The organism is Campylobacter sp. Cr9 (assembly GCF_020138295.1).
Lineage (GTDB): Bacteria > Campylobacterota > Campylobacteria > Campylobacterales > Campylobacteraceae > Campylobacter_E.
Map to the genome: position 1 here is coordinate 1 of NZ_JACGBH010000021.1, position 21,148 is coordinate 21,148.

Sequence of the window (21,148 nt, forward strand, 5' to 3'; positions counted from 1 at the left end):
TAATAATAGAAGTTTTTAAGGTGCTTGTCACCTTAAAAACGACTAAGGTTATTACAATAGTAATAACTGAATTAAACTATAAAGGTGCTACTCTTAGCACCTTTTACTTCTTAAAACTATTCTAAACTCTAAAATCTAATAAAATAAAAAATAAAATAAGTAAATAACAATCCCTTACTAATTCACTCTCATTATTATTAAAAATTAGTCACTTGTGATTGATTTTTAATAATAGTCTTGTGAGTGGTAAATTAAATAATATGATAAATTCAAATTCCTAATTCAAATTCTTTTTCTTTATTTTTAACCACTCTTGAGACTATTATTACAAACTAGCAAATAAATTGCTAATAATAATGCGAGTGAATACTAAGAGCTAAAATTTTAAATTTTATGCCTTATTTAGTAAAAGTTTAAATGCCAAATTCATATTTTAAATTATTTAAAAAACTTTTGGAATTTGAAATAGGAATTTAACTTGCTTATATTATTTTAATAATAAATATTAATTTCATTTTAAGTTAATTTAGTAATAATTCTCAATTTTAAGGAGAATAAATGAAAAGAAAATTATCTTTAATCGCTATTGTTTCAATAGTATATGCAAACGAGATTGATATAGGTGAAATTGATGTAAATAAGCCTATGAATGAAGTTAATGGGGGGGGTATTCAAAATATTCAAGTTTTAAAGAATATAATTTCAGTGATACAGAGCCAAATAAAAGAATAGATGAAAGTATCAAACAAAACTCAAATATTAATTTAAATATGGGGGATAATATTTCTACAAACAAAGCAGAAATCAGCCCAAAAGACTTTAGTATAAACGCAGCGCCGTTTTATCAAAACGCATTTTTGGTAAATGGAATGAGCTTTGATAATGCAATTGATCCAGCATCAACTAGTAAAGATATAAATTCTAATTCTATTTATAAAGTTCCTATTATGGGGGCACAAAGCAGTTCAATTAATACGCATATTTTAAAAAGTATAAAGATTTTAGATAGCAATATCAGTGCAAAATACGGCAATTTTGAAGGTGGTGTAATTGACACTAAGCTAAAAGATCCTACGAAAAAATTCGGTGCTAGAATATCTACAAGCTACACAGATGGTAATCTTAATAAAATCATAATAGATGAGGAAAATAGGGCTAATTATGAGACAAGTCGTGGCAAAAATCTAAATAATAATTTTGTAAAACAAAATCAAAATATTTATTTAGAAAGTCGTTTTAGTGATGATTATGGAATTTTGTTTGATTACTCAAGGACAACTTCAACGATAAAAATGCCAACAAAAAGAGAAGTTTTGGCACAAGGATATTTTTATCCTAATCAAAGCAGAAGAAATGAAAACTTTTTATTAAAAGGCTTTATAGCATTTGATGAAGGTAATCATATTTTAAAACCTAGCATTATCTATGCTCCTAGTGTTTATAAGGGCTTTTTAGAAGGTGTGATTGATTCTAATTTAGAAGCTAAATATGGTGGGATAATTTCTAGCGTTGAGCTTTTTAGTGAATTTGATGGCTTTAATATCACTCAAAATTTAGGTTATAGTATTCAAGATAGTGCAAGGTATTTTGATAAAAATACGATGTATTATTTTTTTACAAACGAGCAATTTAATTGGGGGACAAGCACTTGGTCTAGACGTGGTGGCTATGGAGATGTTAGGGAAAGAACTAAAGATTTAGTATATAAATTAGATTTAGAAACAGAAACAAAAGAATTTAAAAATACAGAACATACATTATACGCAGGTTTAGAATTAAATTATAAAAAAGCTGATTTTGATGCTTTAACAGGTTGGAAAGAATATAGCAATGCAACATTATTACCAAGTGGTTATGTTTGTAAGGAAAGTGATTTTCTTTGCTTTATGGGAAAGGCAACCGATAGAAAAGGAACAGAAGGAGAAGGGCAATATTTAAAAAATGCTTTAAATACTCCGAAATATTCTACCGGAGCTGATGCTTTTAATTTTGATTTGTATTTAGAAGATGATATTAAATACAAAAGATTTAACCTAAGATTAGGTGCAAGGGGAAGCTATGATGGCATTATTAAAAAGTTTAATGTAGCTCCTAGAATTACAAGTGAGTTTGATTTATTAGGCGATGAAAGCAATTTCTTTGGAGTTGGATACAATAGGTATTATGGTAAGAATTTCTTCGCATATAAGCTATATGATAAGATATATAGTCATTTAGAGTATTTAAGTAGAACAGACCCTAGTAGCGATTTTAAATTAGATAAGAAAAAGAAAGATCATTATCATTTTAATGGTTTAAAACGTTCTTATAATGATGAATTTAGCGTTTTTTATAGAGGTGAGATAAAAAATACAGCAATAAGTTTAAAATATCTAAAAAGATTAGGTAAAGATCAAGTTGTATTAAGTGATAAAAATACTTTAGGCTTAGCTGATTTAAACGATGATACCGTAGTTTCTAATTATGATGTTTATATTAATGCCGGCACTTCAAAAGCTGATATTATAAGCCTTGATATTGCAAATGCAAAAAGTATTGAAATCTTTAATACCTTAAATGATTTTAGCTTAAGTGCAAGTTATACAAAGAAAAAATCAGATTTTAAAGACTATAGAAGCGATGAGTGGGATAGAAATAATCAAGTTAAATACAATGGCGAAATAATCGCTCAAAAAGACCTTCCGATAATTGATTATTACGATAAATACAAAATCACTTTTTTATATAATTTAAACATTCCTGATTATGGTTTAGGAATTGCTAATTTATTTACATTTACACCTAGCAAGAAGGCTTTAATTTCTAATTACAATAGAGCCGAACGCATAAGAGAATATGAGCTAATTAAGCTAAACGATCATTTTACTTGGGATATGAATATTGCTTATAAATACAAGATGAAAAAAGATGTTGAGTTTTTTGCGAATGTAAATATTGAAAATTTATTAAATACAAAAAACAAAATAAACGCAAGCAAAAAAGACGATAAGCTAATATATGATTATGCGAGCGGAAGAAGCATAATGCTAGAAGTTGGATTAAATTATTAATCTTTTTATTCCTATTTTTAAGTTTAAAAATAGGAATAATTTTTCTTAAACTACTTGAAATTCCTATTTTAAATTCCTTTGATTTTTGTGCTTGAAATTTGCGGAATTTAAAATAGGAATTTGAATGCTGCAAGGCTTATTTTTAGGCTTAGCATTTACCCCATTTTTGGCTTAAAATTAGCTTAATAGTTAGAAAATTTGCTTGATTTTATGAATTTTGATTTGTATTTGCGAATTTTAAGCTTTTGCTAATGTTTAAAATGCCTATTTTATAGGGATTTTAGAACTTAAAAAATTCTTAAAAATAGAAAATGCTAAGAAATTCAAAAATCTTTATGAAGAAATAGAGCTTTAAGCTATGAAATTTCATTTTTGCTTAGCATTTGCTACTTTTTTAAATGATTTTATTTTAAAAGCTTATTAGATAATATTAATCATTGTTTTTTATAATCACTTTTTTATTAAATCTTTTTAGCAAAAGTATGGAAGAATTAAGGGTTAGAAAGACATTTCCCCGCTTTAGGGGATTGAAACTCTATCATTAAAATTCTACATCTATTTGCCATTTTGTTAGAAAGACATTTCCCCGCTTTAGGGGATTGAAACTTGCATTTTTGCTTGGCTCTTATGAGCGATGAGTTTATTGAAAAGACACTTCCCCGCTTTAGGGGATTGAAACGATTTAGCCACGTTCTCGGCTGTTTTTGATTTTTTGTTAGAAAGACATTTCCCCGCTTTAGGGGATTGAAAGAATCTTATTTGATTGTTATGGTTATAAAAATTATGAAATTATTTATGCAATCAATTCAGCCAAAGCACTCGCACTATAAAAACTAATTTGATAAAGCACTAACAAAACTAAAATAATAAAATTATTAATAAACAACTAGCTTTGATTAATTCGTTTGAAGTTAAAAAATCCAAATTTATATCATTAAAATAATTTAATTTCCGAATTTAAATTCCTTTGAAAAAGCTTTGAAATCACATTGAATTATTGGAATTTGAAATAGGATTTTAAAAATTGAAATTCCTATTTTAAATTCTAAAATAGGAATTAATTAAGTTTAATAATCAAGTTTAGGGCGAATTGTCTCATCGCTTGAAGGTGGAAGCTCTGGATAAACTATCTGCGGTAGTTTGCCACTAAGTGATTTTAAAAAGCTTATGATATTTTTAATTTCTTGTTCGCTTAGTTCAATTCCAAGCTGAATTCTTCCCATAGATTCAACCGCTTCAGTTAAGCTCCAAATACTGCCATTATGAAAATATGGAGCTGTTCTTGCTACATTTCTTAAGGTAGGAACTTTTACTCTATTGTTTTCGTTTCCGTTAAAATCTCCGTAATTTACATATTGATACCTAACAAAGCCAAAACCCCTAAAAGCCCCGCCAACATTTATCCCATAATGACATAAAACACAACCTTTATTAATAAATGTTCTAAGCCCTTGTTTTTCATCAAAACTTAAAGCATTTACATCGCCTTCTAAAAACTCATCATATCTTGAAGGGGTGATTAAAGTTCGCTCAAATATACCGATAGTCGCTGCAATTAAGTCAAAATCAATATTAATATCATTTGAAAAAGCGTCCTTAAACTCATTTACATATTCAGGAATGCTTTTGATTTTTTCTACTACGATTTGGCTATCTTCTGCCATTTCAACATCAGCTTGGATAGGTCCTTTTGCTTGTTCTTTTAGATGATTTGCTCTGCCGTCCCAAAATTGATTAGGATTAAACACTGCATTATAAACGCTTGGAGCGTTTAGGTGGTGCGGGTTTGCTTGCCATTTGTGCCCTGTGCTTGCAGCTACGCCATCAACTCCACCTAAACCTAAATTATGACAAGTATTGCACGATATTAGCCCACTTCTTGAAAGTCTTGGGTCAAAATAAAGCTTTTTACCTAATTCAATTCTTTTTGTTGTAGTTGGATATATTTCATAATCAGGGCTTGTATTTTTAATTAACTCTTCAAGCTCATAAGCATTGCTAGGGATTGCTTTTAGTCTTATTTTTTTAGCATAAGCAATTAGAGTTTTATCATCTACATTAAAAATATCTTCTCGAATTTGTCTAAAACTTAGCTCATTAGAGATTGCAAAACTAAATGCAAGTCCTAAAAATATTAATTTTTTCATACAAGCTCCTTTTAATAATTTTTATAATGATATTAATAATTATTTAATAATATTAAATAATAATAATTATAATCAAGAAAAAAGGAAAGATTATGAAAAAGCTTTTTATTTTGTTTTTTTGTGTTTATGCAATGGCTAGCGATTTAGCTATTAAGTGTAAAGAAAATGATTATTTATCTTGCACAAATCTAGCAATTAGCTTAATAAATAGTGATATTAAAAGGGCTAAAAAATTATTAGCATTATCTTGTGAAGAAGATGTTGCCTTAGCTTGTCATCGCTTGAGTTTGATTTATTTTAATACTGCTAAGAAAAATACACAATTAGCAAAAGAATTAGCAAACAAAGCTTGTGATTTAGGCTATTTGCAAAGTTGTCATAATCTAGGAAATATTTATAAATACTCTTTAGCTAAAACGAAGCAAGATTTTCTTAAAGCGATAAATTATTATGAGAAAAATTGTGATAAAAAATATGCAAACTCTTGCTATGAACTTGCAAATTTATATCAATATTATTTACCTATAAATGATGATTATGTTTTGCTAAATCATAGCAAAGCTTGTGATTTAGAATTGGCTGCGTCTTGCTATCAGATAGGCTATTTTGCGTATTTTAAAAAATATAATTTAGATGATTTAGAACTTGCTTTAAAATACTTTTTAAAAGCTTGCGAACTAAATCAAAATCTAGCTTGTATGATGAGTGCAAATATTTATGAAAAACAAAACAATATAGAAAATGCTTTGAAATTTTATAAAAAAGCTTGCGATTTAAGAAGTTTTACATCTTGCAATAATTACGAAAGAATTAAGGATAAGAAATGAAAAAATTATTATTAATATCAAGTTTTTTTATTAGTTTAAGTGCTTATGATTTTGGCTTGAAGATAAATGAGTTTAATACTAGCGAAGTTGATAGTTATTTTAATTATGAATATGGCAAAAGCAGACCTTACACATGCAATCTTCGCTCATCTTTTTTGCCAAATACAAAAAAAGGCGAGATTTTTAAGAAAATATTTGGCGATAAAAAAGCTTATAAAAGTCTTAGAAGTCTAGCTTGTAATATTGATGAAAATAATTATTTTTTATGGCTTATTTTTAAAGATGATATCTTAAAGCAAATAAAATACGAACTTAGTAAAGATTACGAAGATTTAAAACAAGAATTATCATTTAAATACGAGCTAATCAAAGCAAATAAGGTTAATCTTGATGATTATTACATAAGCGATTATGATGAATTTGAAATAGGAATTAACACTGAATGCAATGCTAAATACTGCAGAGATTTTAGTATTTTTAAGATTAATGATGAGATTGAGCTTATACTAATTAATGCAAATTTTAACAATCTTAAAAAATCAAGCATAATAATTAGAGCAAAAGATTTAAAAGAGCTTTATGATAAAAATAAATTTTAATTTAAAGTGATTTTAATTTTCATTATACTACAATCTAAGAATAATTATTAATTTTGGAGATTTTATGAAGAAAGTTTTTTTATGCTCTATTATTTGTTCTTGTGCTTTAGCAGAAATTAATGTTGGCAGTATTGATGTAACGGGGGGGGGTGCTAACTTGATTAATAATCAAAAAAGCACTATTTATTCAAGTGAATTTTTAAAAAATTTTATCGATACAAACAATGATTTAACTCAGATTTTAAAATATAATCCGAGCGTTACTTATGATACTTCAAATACCACTAGTTTTAATGGTTCAAGCTTTAGACCTGATAAAATCAGTATTCATGGTAATTTATACTATCAAAATAATTTTAGTTTAGATGGTGTTGATATTACAAATGATATTGAGCCAGGTGTAGGTAGCATAGTTCATCCCACTAAGGGTGATGAAACTCCTTCTTTAGGAGTGTATTTAAATACAGATATTTTAGAAAGTATTGAAGTACACGATAGCTTTGTTCCTGCTAAATATGGTAATTTTGCAGGTGGTGTAGTTGATAGCAAGAGTAAAAATCCTAGCAAAGATTTTAGTGCATATATAAAAACAGGCTTTACATCAAGCAAACTTACTAAAACTTTATATCCTGATTGTGAAAATTCAAAAAACCCTAGCAGTTGTTTAGCTACCATAAAAATGTTTGAAGAAGATGAAAAACTAAATCCAGATTATGTAAAAACATGGAAAAAACATTCAGCTGCGTTTGGAGCTAGTGGCTTTATTAATGATAAATTAGGAATATTGTTTGATTATTCTACGCTTAGAACGATAATCAAAAAGCCAGGAGATAGTTCAATTGCTGTTAGAAAGCCTTATAAATTAAATAATTATTCTGATAATTTTTTGCTTAAAGGAATTTATTTTGCAGACAATGGTATATCAATAACTCCTAGTATCTTATATGCTCCTAGCAAAGAAGAATATAATCAGGATATGGTAAAGGATAGTCAAGGTAGATTTGAGATAAAACAAAATAATTTAGTTTCTAAAGTCAATTTAAATTATGAAAATGATAATTTTAAAATAGATTCAAATTTATCATATTCAAAAATCAATCATGATAGAGAAGTTAGTAATCCGATAATGAAACAATGGAGAACCTCTGATATAAAAAATTGGGGTAATAGTTTTTATTCATATGAAGGCTGGTTAAGAGGTATGAAAAAACAAACCGAGACTTTTTCATATGATTTAGATACTAATATATTTTTAGATAATCATACTATTAATACAGGTTTAGCTTTAAGTAGCGAAAGATTAAATTATGAAATAGAGCCATCTGTATTTTATAGCATGCCATTTTCTTTAGGGACTAATGATTGCCTTGATGATACTTGCTCTAAAGATGATTCATTTGCAGGAAGTGGGCAGTTTTTCAAGAAAAAGACTGAATATAATGGCTTAGTTAAGTTAAATTCTTCATATTATGCGTTTTATTTAGAAGATGAATTTAAGCATAATAATTTTACTTTAAGATTTGGTGCTAGAGCTGATTATAATGATTTATATAAAAATTTTAATATCGCTCCTAGAATAAAGACTACTTATAATTTCAATGATGAAAGTAGTGTTAGTTTAGGTTATGCAAGATATTATGGAAGAATGCCTTATGCTTATAAATTAAATAGCATGTATAATCCAGAAAAAACATTCACAAGAACAAGTCCTACAGGCGAATGGACTGAGAGCAAATCTACATATAAACCTGTTTTAACAAATAATAAGCTAAAAACACCTTATGATGATGAAATTGCATTCAATTATGTGCAAGCATATAAAAATGCGAAATTTGATTTTAAGTATGTATTTAGAAATTCAAAAGATCAAATAATGACTTCAACTTCAAAAATATTAGGAATAGTAGAAGAAGATGGAAGTGATAAAACTTATTATGTAAATAAAGGAAAGATTAAAAATCATAATTTTGCATTAGGGATTAAAAATATTGATGAGATTAATTTGTTCGGTATAGAAAATAATTTTTCTTTGATAGCAAATTATAATATTCATAAAAGAAATTTAGCAGATTATACAACAGATACTCTTAGTATTTTAAAAATGCTTAGCGAAAGAGTTGATAAAAATGGAAGAAATTTTGATCCTAATAAAATAATGTATGATGGCAAAATTATAGATGCAAATGATAAGCCTATAAGATCATTTGATCAACCTTGGGGATTAAGAATAGTTACTGATCATAAATTTGGTAATTTTACTTTAGTTAATTTTATTCATTATGAGAGTGGTTATTGGTATGAGAAAATTTATGAGCATATAGTTGATGATACTAGCAAATTAAGAGCTTATGAAGTAGATCATCAAAAATCAACAATTATGTATGATTTAAAACTTAAATACGAGCAAAAAATCAAGAAAAATACATACTATGCAAGTATAGATGTAGGTAATGTATTCAACACAAAAAGAATTCAATCAAGCGATGGTCTTACATTAAAGCAAGGTAGGTCGTTTTATTTTGAAGTAGGAGCTAAGTTTTAATGCCAAATTTAATGCTAGAAAATGAAGTAGATTTTATAGTTTTTATTATCTTAGGCGTGATGAATGCTTTATGTATTGCAGTTTTGATTGAAAGAATTGTGTTTTATTGTTTTTTTAAATATGAAAATTATAAAAGTTTAGAAGAATTTGAAATAGGAATTAGCAAAAACCTAACAATTCTTTCAATCATAGCCCAAAATGCACCTTATATAGGGCTATTAGGAACTGTTTTTGGTATTATGATGGGCTTTAATAATATTGATGATACCCAAAAGATAATAAGTGCATTAAGTGGTGCTTTAAAAGCTACTGCGGGCGGGCTTGTTGTTGCAATACTTGCTCTAGTAATATTTAATATTTTTGATAGATGCAATGCAAAGCTAATTGTAAAATACAAAAAATTAAATAATCTTGTTACAAAATGAATAAACCCAGCTTAAACATAATCCCACTAATTGATGTAATGCTAGTAATTATTATAATTTCACTTAGCGTGCAAAGTTTTGTAAAATACAAAGCAATTGATATAACCCCACCGCTTAGTAAAAGCGAACAAAATGCCAAAACAGACGCGAATGTTTTAGCAATTTCAAAGGAATTTGAATTAAGAATAAACGATGAAATAGTAAGTTTAGATGATTTAGTAAGCAAGATTAATAAAGATGAGAAATTAAACATAATTTGCGATGAAGAATTATATTTTAAAGATTTTATAAAAGTAATTTATGAATTAAAAAATAATAATTTTAATAATTACACAATACTTACAAGGCTTAAATAATGAGAATAATTGTAATTTTTGTTTTGATATTTTTAGCTCAAGTTTTTGCAGTTTCTATAATACATTTAAAAGATGAAAGCAAATTAAAAAATCAAACAAGCATAAGCTTAAGTGCTAGTAATTTTAGCTTTATACAAGATGAGCAAATAATAGAAGAAAAAGTTGAAGAAATTAAAGCTGAAACAAAACAAGAGATTAAAGAAGGTATAAAGAAAAAAATCAAACCTAAAGAAGAATTAAAAAAACAAAGCGAAATAAAAAAAGTAAAACAAGTTATAAAGCATGAAGAAAGGCAAGTTGCTAAGACTGAAGAAAAGCAAGAAATTAATCAAAATTACGGAGCAAATATTGAAGGTAAAACCAACGCAAATAGTTTAAATAATAATTCAAGCACAGGCTCAAACGATGAAGCTTTGGCTTTACTTATAAACGAGCTTTTAAACAAATATAAAAAATATCCAAAAAGAGCAAAAATGCTAAATATTAAAGGCAAAGTAGCGGGTAATTTTATGATAAAAAATGATGAGCTTACTATAAATATCATAGAAAGCTCTCACGAAATGTTTGAAAAGCAAACAAAACAAACAATAAGAAAAGTAAAAAATAAAATCCCTAAACAAGCTTATAACACAAGGATTTCTTTTGTAATAAACTATAAATAATTAGTTATGTTTAAAATTATTTATTAGGCTTAATTCTTCGCAAACATTTAAGATTTCATAAGAAATATTGCTTGCTATTTTGTATTCGCTTAGTCTATTTGAGTGCATTAAAGCGTAATTTTGAGCGTTTTCTTTTGTATCAAACAAATACACCCCACCAGCTCTACTATAATCATCATTAAATGTCCAAATCTTACTTATAAAGCCAGTTTCTTTATTAATGCTTTTAGCCAAATCAAGGCAAGAGCTAACAAACTCATCACCTTTAGCACCAAAATAATCAAATGTAATTTGTAAAACTACCATAAAAACTCCTTATTTAAAATATCTTACATATTAGCTTAAAAATAAGCCTATTTCAAATCTTAGAATTTGAAATAGGAATTTGGTTTAAAATAATTGCGGGATTATTCCTGTAAGATAGCCAAAAATTAAGCAAATAAAACTAATGCCCCAAATATAAAAAAATGAGCGTTTTATATGATCTTTAATAGCAACATCAGCAAGACCACAACCAAGTAATGTAGCAGGAACAACAGGGCTAATAAATGTAGCGCAGTTTCTAGCTAAAACCATAATAATAGCAAGGTTCATTGGATCTATTCCAAAAGCATTTGTAACGCTTAAAACCACAGGCATAACGCCATAAAAATAAGAATCCGTGCAAAAGATTAATGCCATAGGAACAGCTAATAAGCCTATTATTAAAGGTATTAAATTGCCGTATTCATTTGGAATTAAGGTTAGCAAAGATGAGCCCATTTTATTCATAATTCCACTTTTATCAAATACACCGATTAAAATACCTGCTCCTATTAATGTAATATACATCATAATAGCACCACCACTTGCTTTATCCATAACTTTTTTTGCTATTTTTAAATCAGGATAATTTAGCGGCAAGGCAATTGCAAAACCTATCATAAAGCATACATAAGAAGGCAATACATTTATAACTAAAGCAGCAATAACAGCTATTAATAAAAATACATTTACCCAAAAGAATTTATCGTTTTGATATTCGCTTTTTTCAATTTCAAGCTTTATGCCTTCAAGATTTCCACCAGCTCCACGCTTTTTTTCTTGATATCCTATAAATATCGCTAAAGCAAGTGCTAAAACAAGACCTAAAACCTGCATAGGGATTAGTTGATGCCATAAATCATTTGCATCAGCTTTTATAACAGAAGCAGCTCTAAGAGTTGGACCTCCCCAAGGAAGAACGTTCATAACACCCATAGCACTTGCACAAATTAAAAGAAGAGATGATCTTCTCATATTTAAACGCTCATATATAGGAAGTAATGCAGGAATTACGATAAGAAAAGTAGCTGCCCCACTACCATCAAGATGAACGAACATTGCCATAAGTGAAGTAAGGATTGTGATTATATACACATTAGGAGTAACCTTGCTAAGCAAGAAATTAATTATCCTATTAAAAAACCCACTAGCACTTAAGGTGCTAAAGAAAAGTATTGAGAATACAAACAATGCGGCTGTATTGCTAACGCTTTTTACACCATCAGCGATGAAGCCTTTCATAACTTTAAAGCTTAAAACATCTCCTTTAACCCCTAAAGCCTTGCCAACTCCAAAACCACTAGCATCCATTATCATAAGCAAAGCACCTACAAAAGCACTAACTAAAATAAAAGCAAGAGCAGGTGTGGTTTTGTCTTTTAAAAGAAGCCAAACAATTAGCCCAAGTCCAAAAAATCCGATAAATGATAAAAATAAATCCATTTTTAACCTCCAAAAATATTTGATTTTATCTAAACGGCATATATAAACCAAAAAGCAAGAGATTAGAAGTAAGGATTTGTTACTTTTAGTAACATCTTTTAAAAGTATTAAGAAATTATTAGTTTTTAGATTTATCTAGGATAAATCTAAAATATGAGCTTAAGCTAAATCTTTGAAAGTATTATAAATATGTGCTTTATAATCTTCTTGAAATCTTTTAATATCAGGATTTTTAATCACATCATTACACATAAATGTAGGAAGTCTTTTCATACCTAAAAACTCAAACGATTTATGTAAGTGATAGCATACTTCATCAATATCTCTTCCATCAAAAAATTCACCTTTATTAAACGCACTCTTAGGTAAATTCCAAGTCCAAGAAAGCATATATCTTTTATCAAATGCACTTCCGCCTGAGCCGTATTTTTTGCTCTCATCACTTCTAGTTCTTCCATCATTTACATAAAGTCTTCCTTTGCTTTGTGTAAAAACTTCATCTATATATTTTTTAACAGCCCAAGGCTCAGCCATCCACCAGCCAGGTATTTGCCATATCCAGTAGTTTGCATTTGCTAATTTTTCTATTTCTTCTTCTATATCATAGCCATTTGCAATGTTTGTGATTTCTACATTAAAACCAAGATTAATTAAAGTTTCTTTTGCTATTTCGCATAAGCTAGAACCTAGAAGACCTTTTGCGTGAAGATAAGGGATTGCTCCGTTTATAATGATAACTTTTTTCATAATTTCTCCTTTTTTTTCATTATAGGACTTTTATGATTTACCATTAATTAAGATTGAATTAGGCTTTAAATTCTTTGAAAAATCGTGGAATTTGAAATAGGAATTTGATTTTTAATTATTGTAATTCCTAATTCAAATTCTTTAAAATTATTTATTTTCTTGGCTTTTTAAATACACGCTTGCACAATCTTTGCTAAGCTCTCTAATCTTTAGCATGAAATCTTGTCTTTGAGCTACGCTAATTGCACCCCTTGCATCAAGGGTATTAAATAAGTGAGCACACATTAAGCAATAATCATACGCAGGTAATGAATAACCTAAATCAAGCACCGCTCTTGCTTCATTATATGATATATCAAACATTTCTTTAAGTCTTGAAGCATTTGCTAATTCAAAGTTAAACTTAGAATATTCAAACTCACCTTGCTTATGAACATCAGCATAAGTTAATCCACCGCCCCAGTTTATATCATAAACATTATCAATATCTTGAATATACATTGCAAGGCGTTCAAGTCCGTAAGTAATCTCAGCACTAATTAAATCGCAAGAAAATCCCCCAACTTGTTGAAAATAAGTAAATTGAGTAACTTCCATACCATCAAGCCATACTTCCCAACCAAGCCCCCAAGCTCCTAAAGATGGGCTTTCCCAGTTATCTTCAATAAATCTTACATCGTGTTTATTTAAATCAATTCCTAAAACTTTTAAGCTATTTAAATATAAATCTTGAATATTCGCTGGACTTGGCTTCATTAAAACTTGAAATTGATAATAAGCACCTAAGCGATTTGGATTTTCTCCGTATCTTCCATCGGTTGGTCGGCGTGATGGAGCAACATAACAAACATTATGTGGCTTAGTGCCAAGTGATTTTAAGAATGTTTGTGGATGAAATGTCCCAGCTCCAGCAGGAAAGTCATAAGGCTGAATTAGAGCACAACCTTGCTCGCACCAATACTTTTGTAAGTTTAAAATAATTTCTGAAAATGTCATTTAAAAGCCTTTAAAATAAATTTTATTTATCATACAAAATTAATATAAATTTATGTTATTTTGCTTATAATTAGCGATTTTTTAAGGAGATTTTATGAAAAAAATTATTTTAATTGCTAGTTCATTATTTTTATTTAGTGCTTGCACGGCTGATAAACAAGAAGGAGAGATTGTAAAAAATAATCTAATCAATTTAGCTCTTCAAACTGCTTTAAATCCTAATTTAAAAGATGAGCAAACAAATTGCATTGCAAACAAAAATGCCAATGCTTGTTTAAATATTGCAAATACTTTATTACAAGGCACATCAAACGCACAAAATGTTCAAGCTGCTAGCTATTATTATCAATTAGCTTGCGCTTTAGGTCTTAGCGTAGGTTGTGATAACGCAAATAGATTACAAAAATAACTACATATTAGGCTCTTGCCTAATATCTTTTTAATTAAACACATTATAAAATAAGCCAATTTTTTCCAAGGAATGAAAATGTTAAAAAAATCATTAGTTTTAATAAGTATTTTATATTCTAGTTTAAATGCTAGTGCGGTTGATAAAAGATTTTCATATCAAGATTATCTTGATTTTGGAGCTAATAAGGGTAAGTTTAAAGCCGGAGCAACAGGATTAAGCGTAACGTCTAAAGATGGCAAGATCACAGTAGATAGTTTTGCTCCTATGCCTATGATTGATTTTGGAGCGAGTAATAAAACTGGCGTTATGAAAGGCGAATACTCAAATATCGGTGCTAATAAAGTTTTAACTGCAGCTCATATGATAAGTGAGGTAATAAAAGATTCGCATGGTAATCCTTATTTAGTTAGGCAAGGAACAATATTAGAATTTGGTGGGGTAGGCTCTAGAGTTGTAAGTGCGTCAAATGATTTTGCTGATTATTTTGGTCAAGATACACCTTGTCAGGGAAAAAAATGCCACAGAACAGACATAGAAGATTTTGCAGCGCTTAGAATGAGTAAGGTAAATCTAAATCACAAAGCAGAGCTTAGTCCTGTAAAAGTATATGATGAAAATAACAAAGATATAAGTTTTGAGAATAAAACTAGTACAAATGGTAAAGCCGAATATTTTAATAGTGATAGATACACTTTGTTTGTAAGAAGTGGTACAGGGTATCAAAAAATAACCGAAAATAAAAATGATGCTATAAATATTGCTGACGCTAGCAAATATTTTACAGGTGGGCTTGTAGAAATATCTAAAGAAGATAGCTTAAAATATGAAAGAGCAATTTACACAAAAGGCTATTATGATGATACCGGTAGGGTGCCGTTTTCAAGTGTGGGGTCTGAAGGTGATAGTGGAAGTGCTTTGTATGTATGGGATAAAGTAGAGCAAAAATGGCTTATGGTAGGGTTTGCAGCAGCGACTGATTGCGCTGGAAGTAGTGCAGCTGATGGTAATGGACAATGTACTTATATGTCTTACCATGGTATAAATTACAATACTACTGAAGCTTTTGATAAAGCTCATAGCGTAACTTCATCAGCTAATTTAAGCCTTGATGCAAATAGTTTAAAAGATGGAGCAACTGAGCTAGAAAAAACCATGGGAGCTTTATCGTTTAAGCATTATTATGATACAAAAACCGCTAATCAAACCCAAGCAAACTACAACGATAGAACTAAAGCTATGGAAAATGATAAAGATATTTACATACAAGGCGGCTCTTTAACTCTTAGTGCTAATGCTGATTTAGGCTCAAGTGCCTTAATCATAAAAGATAATTTAACTTATGATATTAAAGGTGATTTTGACTTTTTACATGGTGGATTAGATATAGGAAATAATTCAGTTGTAAATTATTATGTAAAAACAGCAAAAAATGATTATTTACATAAAGTTGGAAATGGAAAACTAAATGTATATTCAAATAGCCCAACTGCAGGGCTTAGAATAGGCGGTGGAGAAGTTGAGTTTCATAGTACAGGATGGCAAAATACTTTTGGAAGTATTTATATGACAAATAATTCAAGCCTTAAGATAAATAATGCAAGTCAAATAAATACTGATTATTTATATTTTGGCAACAACGCAGGTAAGTTTGATTTAAACGGTAATAGTATTAATTTTAACAATTTTTATGCAAGTGATAATAATGCAGTTGTAACAAATACAAGCACAACAGCGAGTAACCTTAGTATAAGTAAAAATCTTACAAAAGATACCATAAGCCACGGAGCTATAAAAGGCAATATCAATATAAGCCAAAATAACAACAGTAATAAAACTCAAAATTCAGTTTATGATGGTGGTTTAGATATTAATAGTATGGAATTTAAAAACGGAAATCTAGCTTTTCAAGGTCATCCTGTAGTGCATAATTATGTAGATACCACAACAGCTAACAAAATCAAGCAAGCAACAGGCGAAGATGTGTTTACTGCTCCTACAAGATTAGATCAGCAAGACTGGGAAGATAGACTTTATAGGATGAATAGCCTAACTCTTAATAATGCAAATCTTGATATCTTAAAGCATTCAAGTGTTGAAATATCAAATATAAGCTCCACTTCTTCAACTATAACAATAGGCAAAAATTTAGCCTATATTGATGGGTTTGATGGAGAAAATATAGTTTATGTTCCTAAGACAGATTCAATGGCAGGTACAGATAAAAATGAAAATTATTACTCAAATATGAAGTATCAAGAAAATGTGAGTAGCGGAGAAAGCGTTGCGAAAAATATATTTATAAATTCAGATTTTGATTTAAAGACTAACTCAAAGCTAAGCCTACTAAATGGCACAAACTACAAAGGCAAAATAACAGCTGATGATACTTCTAGCCTTGAGTTTAATGGTGCTACTATAAATGCTAATATAAATGCATCTAGCCTTAGCTCAACAAATACAACTTATGTTTATGAAAGTGCTACAAATGCACTAAATATAAGCAAAAGCACAAGTGGAGCGAACAATACTCTACTAATTCAAAAAGACTTTTTAAACGGTGCTGATAAGCTACTTTTAGTAAGTTTAGCAAACTCTACAATAGTTAGCGAAAATTATTTTGATATTAAAGGTGAAAGCTCGGTATTTGCAGACCTTAAACCAAATGTGAAGTATTATGATGAAAATGGCACAGCTAAGTGGTATTTAGAAAAAATTACAACTCCAAGTGAACCAAGTAATCCAAGTGAGCCAAGCACACCAGAAGAGCCTAGCAATAAACCTGAAATTCCGTTAATTCCATTAGAGCCAAGCACACCGATTACACCGCCTGATGTAAATAACCCTGATGAGCCAGAAAACAAACCAAGTGAGCCAGAAACTAAACCTGAAATTCCGTTAATTCCATTAGAGCCAAGCACACCGATTACTCCAAGCGTTCCATTTGATCCAAAGCCTGAGAATAATCCAAGCAATACAGAAACTCCAGGTCATTACAAAGAATATTTCTTCGTAAAAGAAAAAGAAGTAGCAATAAACACAGCAAAAAATACGCTAAATCAAGCATTTTTTAACTATGTTTTAGAATGGAACAATATGCAAAAGCGTATGGGAGAGCTAAGAGATGAGGTAGCTAATGGTGGAGTTTGGATAAGAAATTATGGCGGAGCAAGTACATATTTAAAAGATAATAAAACAAAATATTATGAGCTACAAATCGGAGCTGATAAGATTAGCGAATTTGATGATTTTAACGCTTATGCAGGAATAATTTTTACTAATTCTATTTATAAGCTAGATACTAAAAATATTTTAGAAGGTAAAGTAAAAGGCATAGGCGGGGGACTTTATTCAAGCTTTTTATTTAACAATGGCTTTTATATTGATATGATTGCAAAATATGCTGATTATAAAAATGACTACACTTTAACGCTAAACAATGGCAATAATAAAGCAGTTTATATTAAAGCAGATAATCATTCAAAAAACCTTGTAGCAAGTATTGAATTAGGCAATAGATTTTATATGAATGATTATTATTTAGAGCCTAGCGTTGAGCTAATTAGTGGTTATGTAAGTGCTATTAAATTAGAAAATAAAGAAGAGCATATCAAATTAGAAAGCAAGAGCTTTATTCCATTAAACACAAAAACTATGCTAAGTTTTGGTAAGCAAAGTAGCGAAGATTCAAGATTTGGCTTTAGGTTTGGCGTTGGACTTGCAGCTGATTTAATTAAAAGTGGCGATAAAACCATAAGAGATTTAAATGTTATAAGACAAATTGAAGGCAAAAAAGATGCAAGAATGCTAACAAATGCTTCATTTAACTACTACTTTACGAATAATCTAAGATTAATGACCGAGTTTGAAAGAACATTTTTTGGTGATTTGAATGTGGATTATTCATTTAATATGACTTTAAGAAAGAGCTTTTAATCTCTAATTCCTATTTTAAATTCCTAGAATTTAAAATAGGAAATTCAAACTTCTAATAAAACAAAAATTAATAACAAATATTAATATGGAAAGGCTATTGTTTTATTACAAATTTTAGGAGATTTTATGAAAAAATTATTAAGTTTTATAATGCTTGCTTTTATGCTCGTTGCTTGTGGGAGCGATACTCCTGATGTCGTAGTTAAAAAATGTATGCAAGCATATATTAAAGAAGATGTAAAACAAGTTGCTAAATGTGCTTACTACAAAACAGAAGATGAAAGACAAAGATATTTGAAAGAAGTCATTTATAGTATCAAAAAAGATAAAGAATTTATCAATACAAAAAGTGGCGTAAAATTAATAGAAACTTCTATAGTAAATGAAAATGAAAATGTAGCTCAGGTTAAAGTTGTAGTAACATATAATAACGGCGATAAGGACAATGGCTTAATAGATTTAGTGAAAATAAATGGTTATTGGTATGTGAAAAAGTAATTTTAGCTTTCCAAACTCATATGGATTTAAATTCCACTAGAATTTAAATCCGTAAATTACGCAAATAATTTCATAAATTAATAGTATCTACTACCGCTTAAAGAAAATAAAGCGGCTCCTAAAACAAACATAGAAATTAATTTTATAATAATTGTAACAGCAGCAATAGCGCCGATTACAATTAAAATGTTTTTTAATTTTCTTGCTCTAATACCTGTTATAGGTGTAACTTCGTATTTAGTAAAAAATTCTTTTAATAATACAAACTTATAACTCGCAGCCACAATCATAGTAATAGAAATATATATAAAAGAAGCACCAAAAAACGATGTTAGCCACCAAATAACACTTGAACCTAATGTAAAAGCTAAAACCAAAATTGCAGTATGAATCCACATTGACCTATAAGCATACGCAAAATAGCTAAAAATCATAGTAGGTAGGCTAAAATCTTTTAATCTAAAAGAATATTTAGCTACATTTGATTCGCCATTATTTGTATAGTATTTTGCTGCATCGCATAATTCATCAACAATTTCTGCATTAGCTAATTCACCGAAAAAATCAGCTAATTTTGTCTTTAACTCAGTTTCATTTTTTACTAATTCTTTAGCCTTATCGCTAATCATAAACTCAGTCATTTTAAGTTCCTTGTTATATCATTTGTGATATTTTTTGATAATTGTCATTTTGCACTGCTTTATATACAAAATATAAATCTATCAAAACATAAATTCCTAATGCCCATAAAATAAAAACACCTATAAAAATAAAAGTTGTAATACAACCAATAATAAAAAGTGCTAATTTTAAAATACCAAGTCCGAAGCTGCCTTGATAAAATCTATCAACCCCAAGCCAACCGAAGAAAAATCCAAAAACCACAGCTAAAATAGGGCTTTTAAGCGGTATTAAAGGCAAATTTTTAAGCTTTTCTTCACTGATATTATCTAGCTTGTCATTTAGCATAAATTTTTGTTCGTTAGAAATTTTGCCATCAAGCAACATTAAAACAGAATTTTTATCCATTTTTACTCCTTTTTTGATTAAAAAAAGAGATTATACCCCCCCCCTAAGTAAATATAAAGTAAATAAGACAAAAGTATTTATAAAAAAATTACATATTTATTTTTCTAATTCCTATTTCAAATTCCACGAAATTTTCATTGTTAAAAAATGTTAATTTAAAAATCAAAAATTAAGCTAAGTATAAGATTGGGGGGGGGTATTATACTTATTTTTAAAATATTTAAGGAGAATTAATGAAAAAGTTATTAACAGCTAGTGTTTTTTGTAGCGTGGCATTATTTATGAGTGCTTGTTCTGATGAAAAAAAGGAATTAAGCCAAGATGCGTTTAAGTTTGATATTGAAACTAAAAGAACAAAATATGAAACATACAAACTCCTATCTCTAACTGCTAAAGATGATATTGAAATTAAAAGAATTACGACAAATAGTGATGCTTGTAGAGTAACGGATTTTGTCTTAGCTGATTTAGATAAAAGAGCTAGAGTAGATTACGGAGTGTTATCACGCGAAACTCCAGCAAAAGTATGCTACGATAATAAATTTATTTTTGATTGCAGAGATCTAGTTAAATGGGCAGAACTAAGCAAAGGAGATTGCGGTTATAAGTATAAATATGATATAGATGATAAAAGCGAAGATTATAAACTCATAAACGAAAGAGTAGAAAAAACAGAAAATAAAGAATATATTGAAAGTTGTGAAAGAGCAAAAAAAGTTGCTAAAGAAAAATACGATGGAAAATATTATTATGATTATAAAGTGCCAATGAAATTTGATGAAACTAAAGAATTTGTAATAATAGGCGATAAATGCTCTGATGTTGTAGAGTTTAGTGTTTATACAAATAAAGGCGTTGTAACTTATAGCGTTAAATAATAGCTTAGAAGTTACATAAAATTAAGGAGATTAAATGAAAAAATACACGATTAAAACATTTATTATTAGTATTGTAACAAGCATTATAGGAGGTTTTTTTATTGCACCAATTATATTTATAAGCTGGGCGGGAGGTAATATAACAAGAGATTATCGTTTAGATATGTATGATGCAGCTAGATTTTTTGGAACTACGGATAAATACTATATATCTTACATAATCGCCTTTGCAATAACATTTGTAATAACATTTGTGATAATGAATATTATAAAAAAGCGTAAAAATTAATTAAAAGGAGAA

20 protein-coding genes are annotated in these 21,148 nt (G+C 28.8%); 13 read left to right on the forward strand and 7 right to left on the reverse strand.

What is annotated here, in order from left to right; all coding sequences use genetic code 11:
- Positions 1-558: 558 nt before the first annotated feature.
- Positions 559-732, forward strand: a complete 174-nt coding sequence (locus AVANS14531_RS08500) for a hypothetical protein (protein WP_336612078.1) — start codon at positions 559-561, stop codon at positions 730-732.
- 38 nt (positions 733-770) lie between these two features.
- Positions 771-3,050 (forward strand): hypothetical protein, encoded by a 2,280-nt coding sequence (locus tag AVANS14531_RS08505; protein ID WP_336612079.1) that lies wholly within the window; start codon positions 771-773, stop codon positions 3,048-3,050.
- 1,067 nt (positions 3,051-4,117) lie between these two features.
- On the opposite strand, the gene AVANS14531_RS08510 is transcribed toward AVANS14531_RS08505, so the two are convergent.
- On the reverse strand, positions 4,118-5,197 hold the full coding sequence (locus AVANS14531_RS08510) for a cytochrome-c peroxidase (protein WP_336612080.1): 1,080 nt from the start codon (positions 5,195-5,197) through the stop codon (positions 4,118-4,120).
- Positions 5,198-5,289: 92 nt separating this feature from the next.
- Here AVANS14531_RS08510 and AVANS14531_RS08515 point away from each other — a divergent pair, with 92 nt between their 5' ends.
- The 6 genes from AVANS14531_RS08515 to AVANS14531_RS08540 all read left to right on the forward strand — a co-directional run bounded on the left by AVANS14531_RS08515 (position 5,290) and on the right by AVANS14531_RS08540 (position 10,608).
- The gene (locus AVANS14531_RS08515; protein ID WP_336612081.1) at positions 5,290-6,024 is read left to right on the forward strand and encodes a tetratricopeptide repeat protein; all 735 of its coding nucleotides are present in this window, start codon (positions 5,290-5,292) and stop codon (positions 6,022-6,024) included.
- Entirely contained in the window at positions 6,021-6,623 is a 603-nt protein-coding gene (locus AVANS14531_RS08520) for a hypothetical protein (RefSeq protein ID WP_336612082.1), read from the forward strand. The genes AVANS14531_RS08515 and AVANS14531_RS08520 overlap by 4 nt, the downstream gene beginning before the upstream one ends.
- A gap of 64 nt (positions 6,624-6,687) precedes the next feature.
- Positions 6,688-9,165, forward strand: a complete 2,478-nt coding sequence (locus tag AVANS14531_RS08525; protein WP_336612083.1) for a TonB-dependent receptor plug domain-containing protein — start codon at positions 6,688-6,690, stop codon at positions 9,163-9,165.
- Positions 9,165-9,590, forward strand: a complete 426-nt coding sequence (locus AVANS14531_RS08530; RefSeq protein ID WP_336612084.1) for a MotA/TolQ/ExbB proton channel family protein — start codon at positions 9,165-9,167, stop codon at positions 9,588-9,590. Before AVANS14531_RS08525 ends, AVANS14531_RS08530 begins: the two co-directional genes overlap by 1 nt.
- The gene (locus AVANS14531_RS08535; protein WP_336612085.1) at positions 9,587-9,946 is read left to right on the forward strand and encodes an ExbD/TolR family protein; all 360 of its coding nucleotides are present in this window, start codon (positions 9,587-9,589) and stop codon (positions 9,944-9,946) included. Before AVANS14531_RS08530 ends, AVANS14531_RS08535 begins: the two co-directional genes overlap by 4 nt.
- Positions 9,946-10,608, forward strand: coding sequence for an energy transducer TonB (locus tag AVANS14531_RS08540; RefSeq protein ID WP_336612086.1), 663 nt, complete (start codon positions 9,946-9,948; stop codon positions 10,606-10,608). The genes AVANS14531_RS08535 and AVANS14531_RS08540 overlap by 1 nt, the downstream gene beginning before the upstream one ends.
- Here the strand turns inward: AVANS14531_RS08540 and AVANS14531_RS08545 are convergent, their stop codons facing one another.
- From AVANS14531_RS08545 to glyQ, 4 genes are all read right to left on the reverse strand, one after another.
- Positions 10,609-10,914 carry a YdhR family protein gene (locus tag AVANS14531_RS08545; protein ID WP_239817529.1) on the reverse strand — a complete coding sequence of 102 codons (306 nt, stop codon included), beginning with the start codon at positions 10,912-10,914 and terminating at the stop codon, positions 10,609-10,611.
- Between the two features lie 84 nt (positions 10,915-10,998).
- Positions 10,999-12,354, reverse strand: coding sequence for a CitMHS family transporter (locus AVANS14531_RS08550; RefSeq protein ID WP_336612087.1), 1,356 nt, complete (start codon positions 12,352-12,354; stop codon positions 10,999-11,001).
- Between the two features lie 159 nt (positions 12,355-12,513).
- Entirely contained in the window at positions 12,514-13,101 is a 588-nt protein-coding gene (locus tag AVANS14531_RS08555) for an NAD(P)H-dependent oxidoreductase (RefSeq protein WP_336612088.1), read from the reverse strand.
- Between the two features lie 147 nt (positions 13,102-13,248).
- Positions 13,249-14,097 (reverse strand): glycine--tRNA ligase subunit alpha, encoded by an 849-nt coding sequence (gene glyQ, locus AVANS14531_RS08560; RefSeq protein WP_239817532.1) that lies wholly within the window; start codon positions 14,095-14,097, stop codon positions 13,249-13,251.
- Between the two features lie 94 nt (positions 14,098-14,191).
- Between glyQ and AVANS14531_RS08565 the strand changes: the two genes are divergently transcribed.
- The 3 genes from AVANS14531_RS08565 (at position 14,192) to AVANS14531_RS08575 (ending at position 18,940) form a co-directional block, all read left to right on the forward strand.
- Positions 14,192-14,506 (forward strand): hypothetical protein, encoded by a 315-nt coding sequence (locus AVANS14531_RS08565; protein WP_239817533.1) that lies wholly within the window; start codon positions 14,192-14,194, stop codon positions 14,504-14,506.
- Between the two features lie 78 nt (positions 14,507-14,584).
- Positions 14,585-18,442: an autotransporter outer membrane beta-barrel domain-containing protein gene (locus AVANS14531_RS08570; protein WP_336612089.1), complete on the forward strand. Its 3,858-nt coding sequence runs from the start codon at positions 14,585-14,587 to the stop codon at positions 18,440-18,442.
- Between the two features lie 126 nt (positions 18,443-18,568).
- Positions 18,569-18,940: a DUF4878 domain-containing protein gene (locus AVANS14531_RS08575; protein ID WP_336612090.1), complete on the forward strand. Its 372-nt coding sequence runs from the start codon at positions 18,569-18,571 to the stop codon at positions 18,938-18,940.
- Positions 18,941-19,017: 77 nt separating this feature from the next.
- Here the strand turns inward: AVANS14531_RS08575 and AVANS14531_RS08580 are convergent, their stop codons facing one another.
- Both AVANS14531_RS08580 and AVANS14531_RS08585 read right to left on the reverse strand, forming a co-directional pair.
- Positions 19,018-19,581: a hypothetical protein gene (locus AVANS14531_RS08580; RefSeq protein WP_336612091.1), complete on the reverse strand. Its 564-nt coding sequence runs from the start codon at positions 19,579-19,581 to the stop codon at positions 19,018-19,020.
- A gap of 13 nt (positions 19,582-19,594) precedes the next feature.
- Complete coding sequence (locus AVANS14531_RS08585) at positions 19,595-19,969, reverse strand: TM2 domain-containing protein (RefSeq protein ID WP_336612092.1); 375 nt, start codon at positions 19,967-19,969, stop codon at positions 19,595-19,597.
- 233 nt (positions 19,970-20,202) lie between these two features.
- Here AVANS14531_RS08585 and AVANS14531_RS08590 point away from each other — a divergent pair, with 233 nt between their 5' ends.
- Together AVANS14531_RS08590 and AVANS14531_RS08595 are read left to right on the forward strand one after the other, a co-directional pair.
- On the forward strand, positions 20,203-20,847 hold the full coding sequence (locus AVANS14531_RS08590; protein ID WP_336612093.1) for a hypothetical protein: 645 nt from the start codon (positions 20,203-20,205) through the stop codon (positions 20,845-20,847).
- 34 nt (positions 20,848-20,881) lie between these two features.
- Positions 20,882-21,136, forward strand: a complete 255-nt coding sequence (locus AVANS14531_RS08595) for a hypothetical protein (protein ID WP_239817539.1) — start codon at positions 20,882-20,884, stop codon at positions 21,134-21,136.
- The last annotated feature ends 12 nt before the right edge of the window (positions 21,137-21,148 follow it).

Bases quoted from the DNA above. Each gene is read 5' to 3' on its own strand.
- AVANS14531_RS08500 (WP_336612078.1), top strand. From the start codon at position 559: ATGAAAAGAAAATTATCTTTAATCGCTATTGTTTCAATAGTATATGCA.
- AVANS14531_RS08505 (WP_336612079.1), top strand. From the start codon at position 771: ATGGGGGATAATATTTCTACAAACAAAGCAGAAATCAGCCCAAAAGAC.
- AVANS14531_RS08510 (WP_336612080.1), bottom strand. From the start codon at position 5,197: ATGAAAAAATTAATATTTTTAGGACTTGCATTTAGTTTTGCAATCTCT.
- AVANS14531_RS08515 (WP_336612081.1), top strand. From the start codon at position 5,290: ATGAAAAAGCTTTTTATTTTGTTTTTTTGTGTTTATGCAATGGCTAGC.
- AVANS14531_RS08520 (WP_336612082.1), top strand. From the start codon at position 6,021: ATGAAAAAATTATTATTAATATCAAGTTTTTTTATTAGTTTAAGTGCT.
- AVANS14531_RS08525 (WP_336612083.1), top strand. From the start codon at position 6,688: ATGAAGAAAGTTTTTTTATGCTCTATTATTTGTTCTTGTGCTTTAGCA.
- AVANS14531_RS08530 (WP_336612084.1), top strand. From the start codon at position 9,165: ATGCCAAATTTAATGCTAGAAAATGAAGTAGATTTTATAGTTTTTATT.
- AVANS14531_RS08535 (WP_336612085.1), top strand. From the start codon at position 9,587: ATGAATAAACCCAGCTTAAACATAATCCCACTAATTGATGTAATGCTA.
- AVANS14531_RS08540 (WP_336612086.1), top strand. From the start codon at position 9,946: ATGAGAATAATTGTAATTTTTGTTTTGATATTTTTAGCTCAAGTTTTT.
- AVANS14531_RS08545 (WP_239817529.1), bottom strand. From the start codon at position 10,914: ATGGTAGTTTTACAAATTACATTTGATTATTTTGGTGCTAAAGGTGAT.
- AVANS14531_RS08550 (WP_336612087.1), bottom strand. From the start codon at position 12,354: ATGGATTTATTTTTATCATTTATCGGATTTTTTGGACTTGGGCTAATT.
- AVANS14531_RS08555 (WP_336612088.1), bottom strand. From the start codon at position 13,101: ATGAAAAAAGTTATCATTATAAACGGAGCAATCCCTTATCTTCACGCA.
- glyQ (WP_239817532.1), bottom strand. From the start codon at position 14,097: ATGACATTTTCAGAAATTATTTTAAACTTACAAAAGTATTGGTGCGAG.
- AVANS14531_RS08565 (WP_239817533.1), top strand. From the start codon at position 14,192: ATGAAAAAAATTATTTTAATTGCTAGTTCATTATTTTTATTTAGTGCT.
- AVANS14531_RS08570 (WP_336612089.1), top strand. From the start codon at position 14,585: ATGTTAAAAAAATCATTAGTTTTAATAAGTATTTTATATTCTAGTTTA.
- AVANS14531_RS08575 (WP_336612090.1), top strand. From the start codon at position 18,569: ATGAAAAAATTATTAAGTTTTATAATGCTTGCTTTTATGCTCGTTGCT.
- AVANS14531_RS08580 (WP_336612091.1), bottom strand. From the start codon at position 19,581: ATGACTGAGTTTATGATTAGCGATAAGGCTAAAGAATTAGTAAAAAAT.
- AVANS14531_RS08585 (WP_336612092.1), bottom strand. From the start codon at position 19,969: ATGGATAAAAATTCTGTTTTAATGTTGCTTGATGGCAAAATTTCTAAC.
- AVANS14531_RS08590 (WP_336612093.1), top strand. From the start codon at position 20,203: ATGAAAAAGTTATTAACAGCTAGTGTTTTTTGTAGCGTGGCATTATTT.
- AVANS14531_RS08595 (WP_239817539.1), top strand. From the start codon at position 20,882: ATGAAAAAATACACGATTAAAACATTTATTATTAGTATTGTAACAAGC.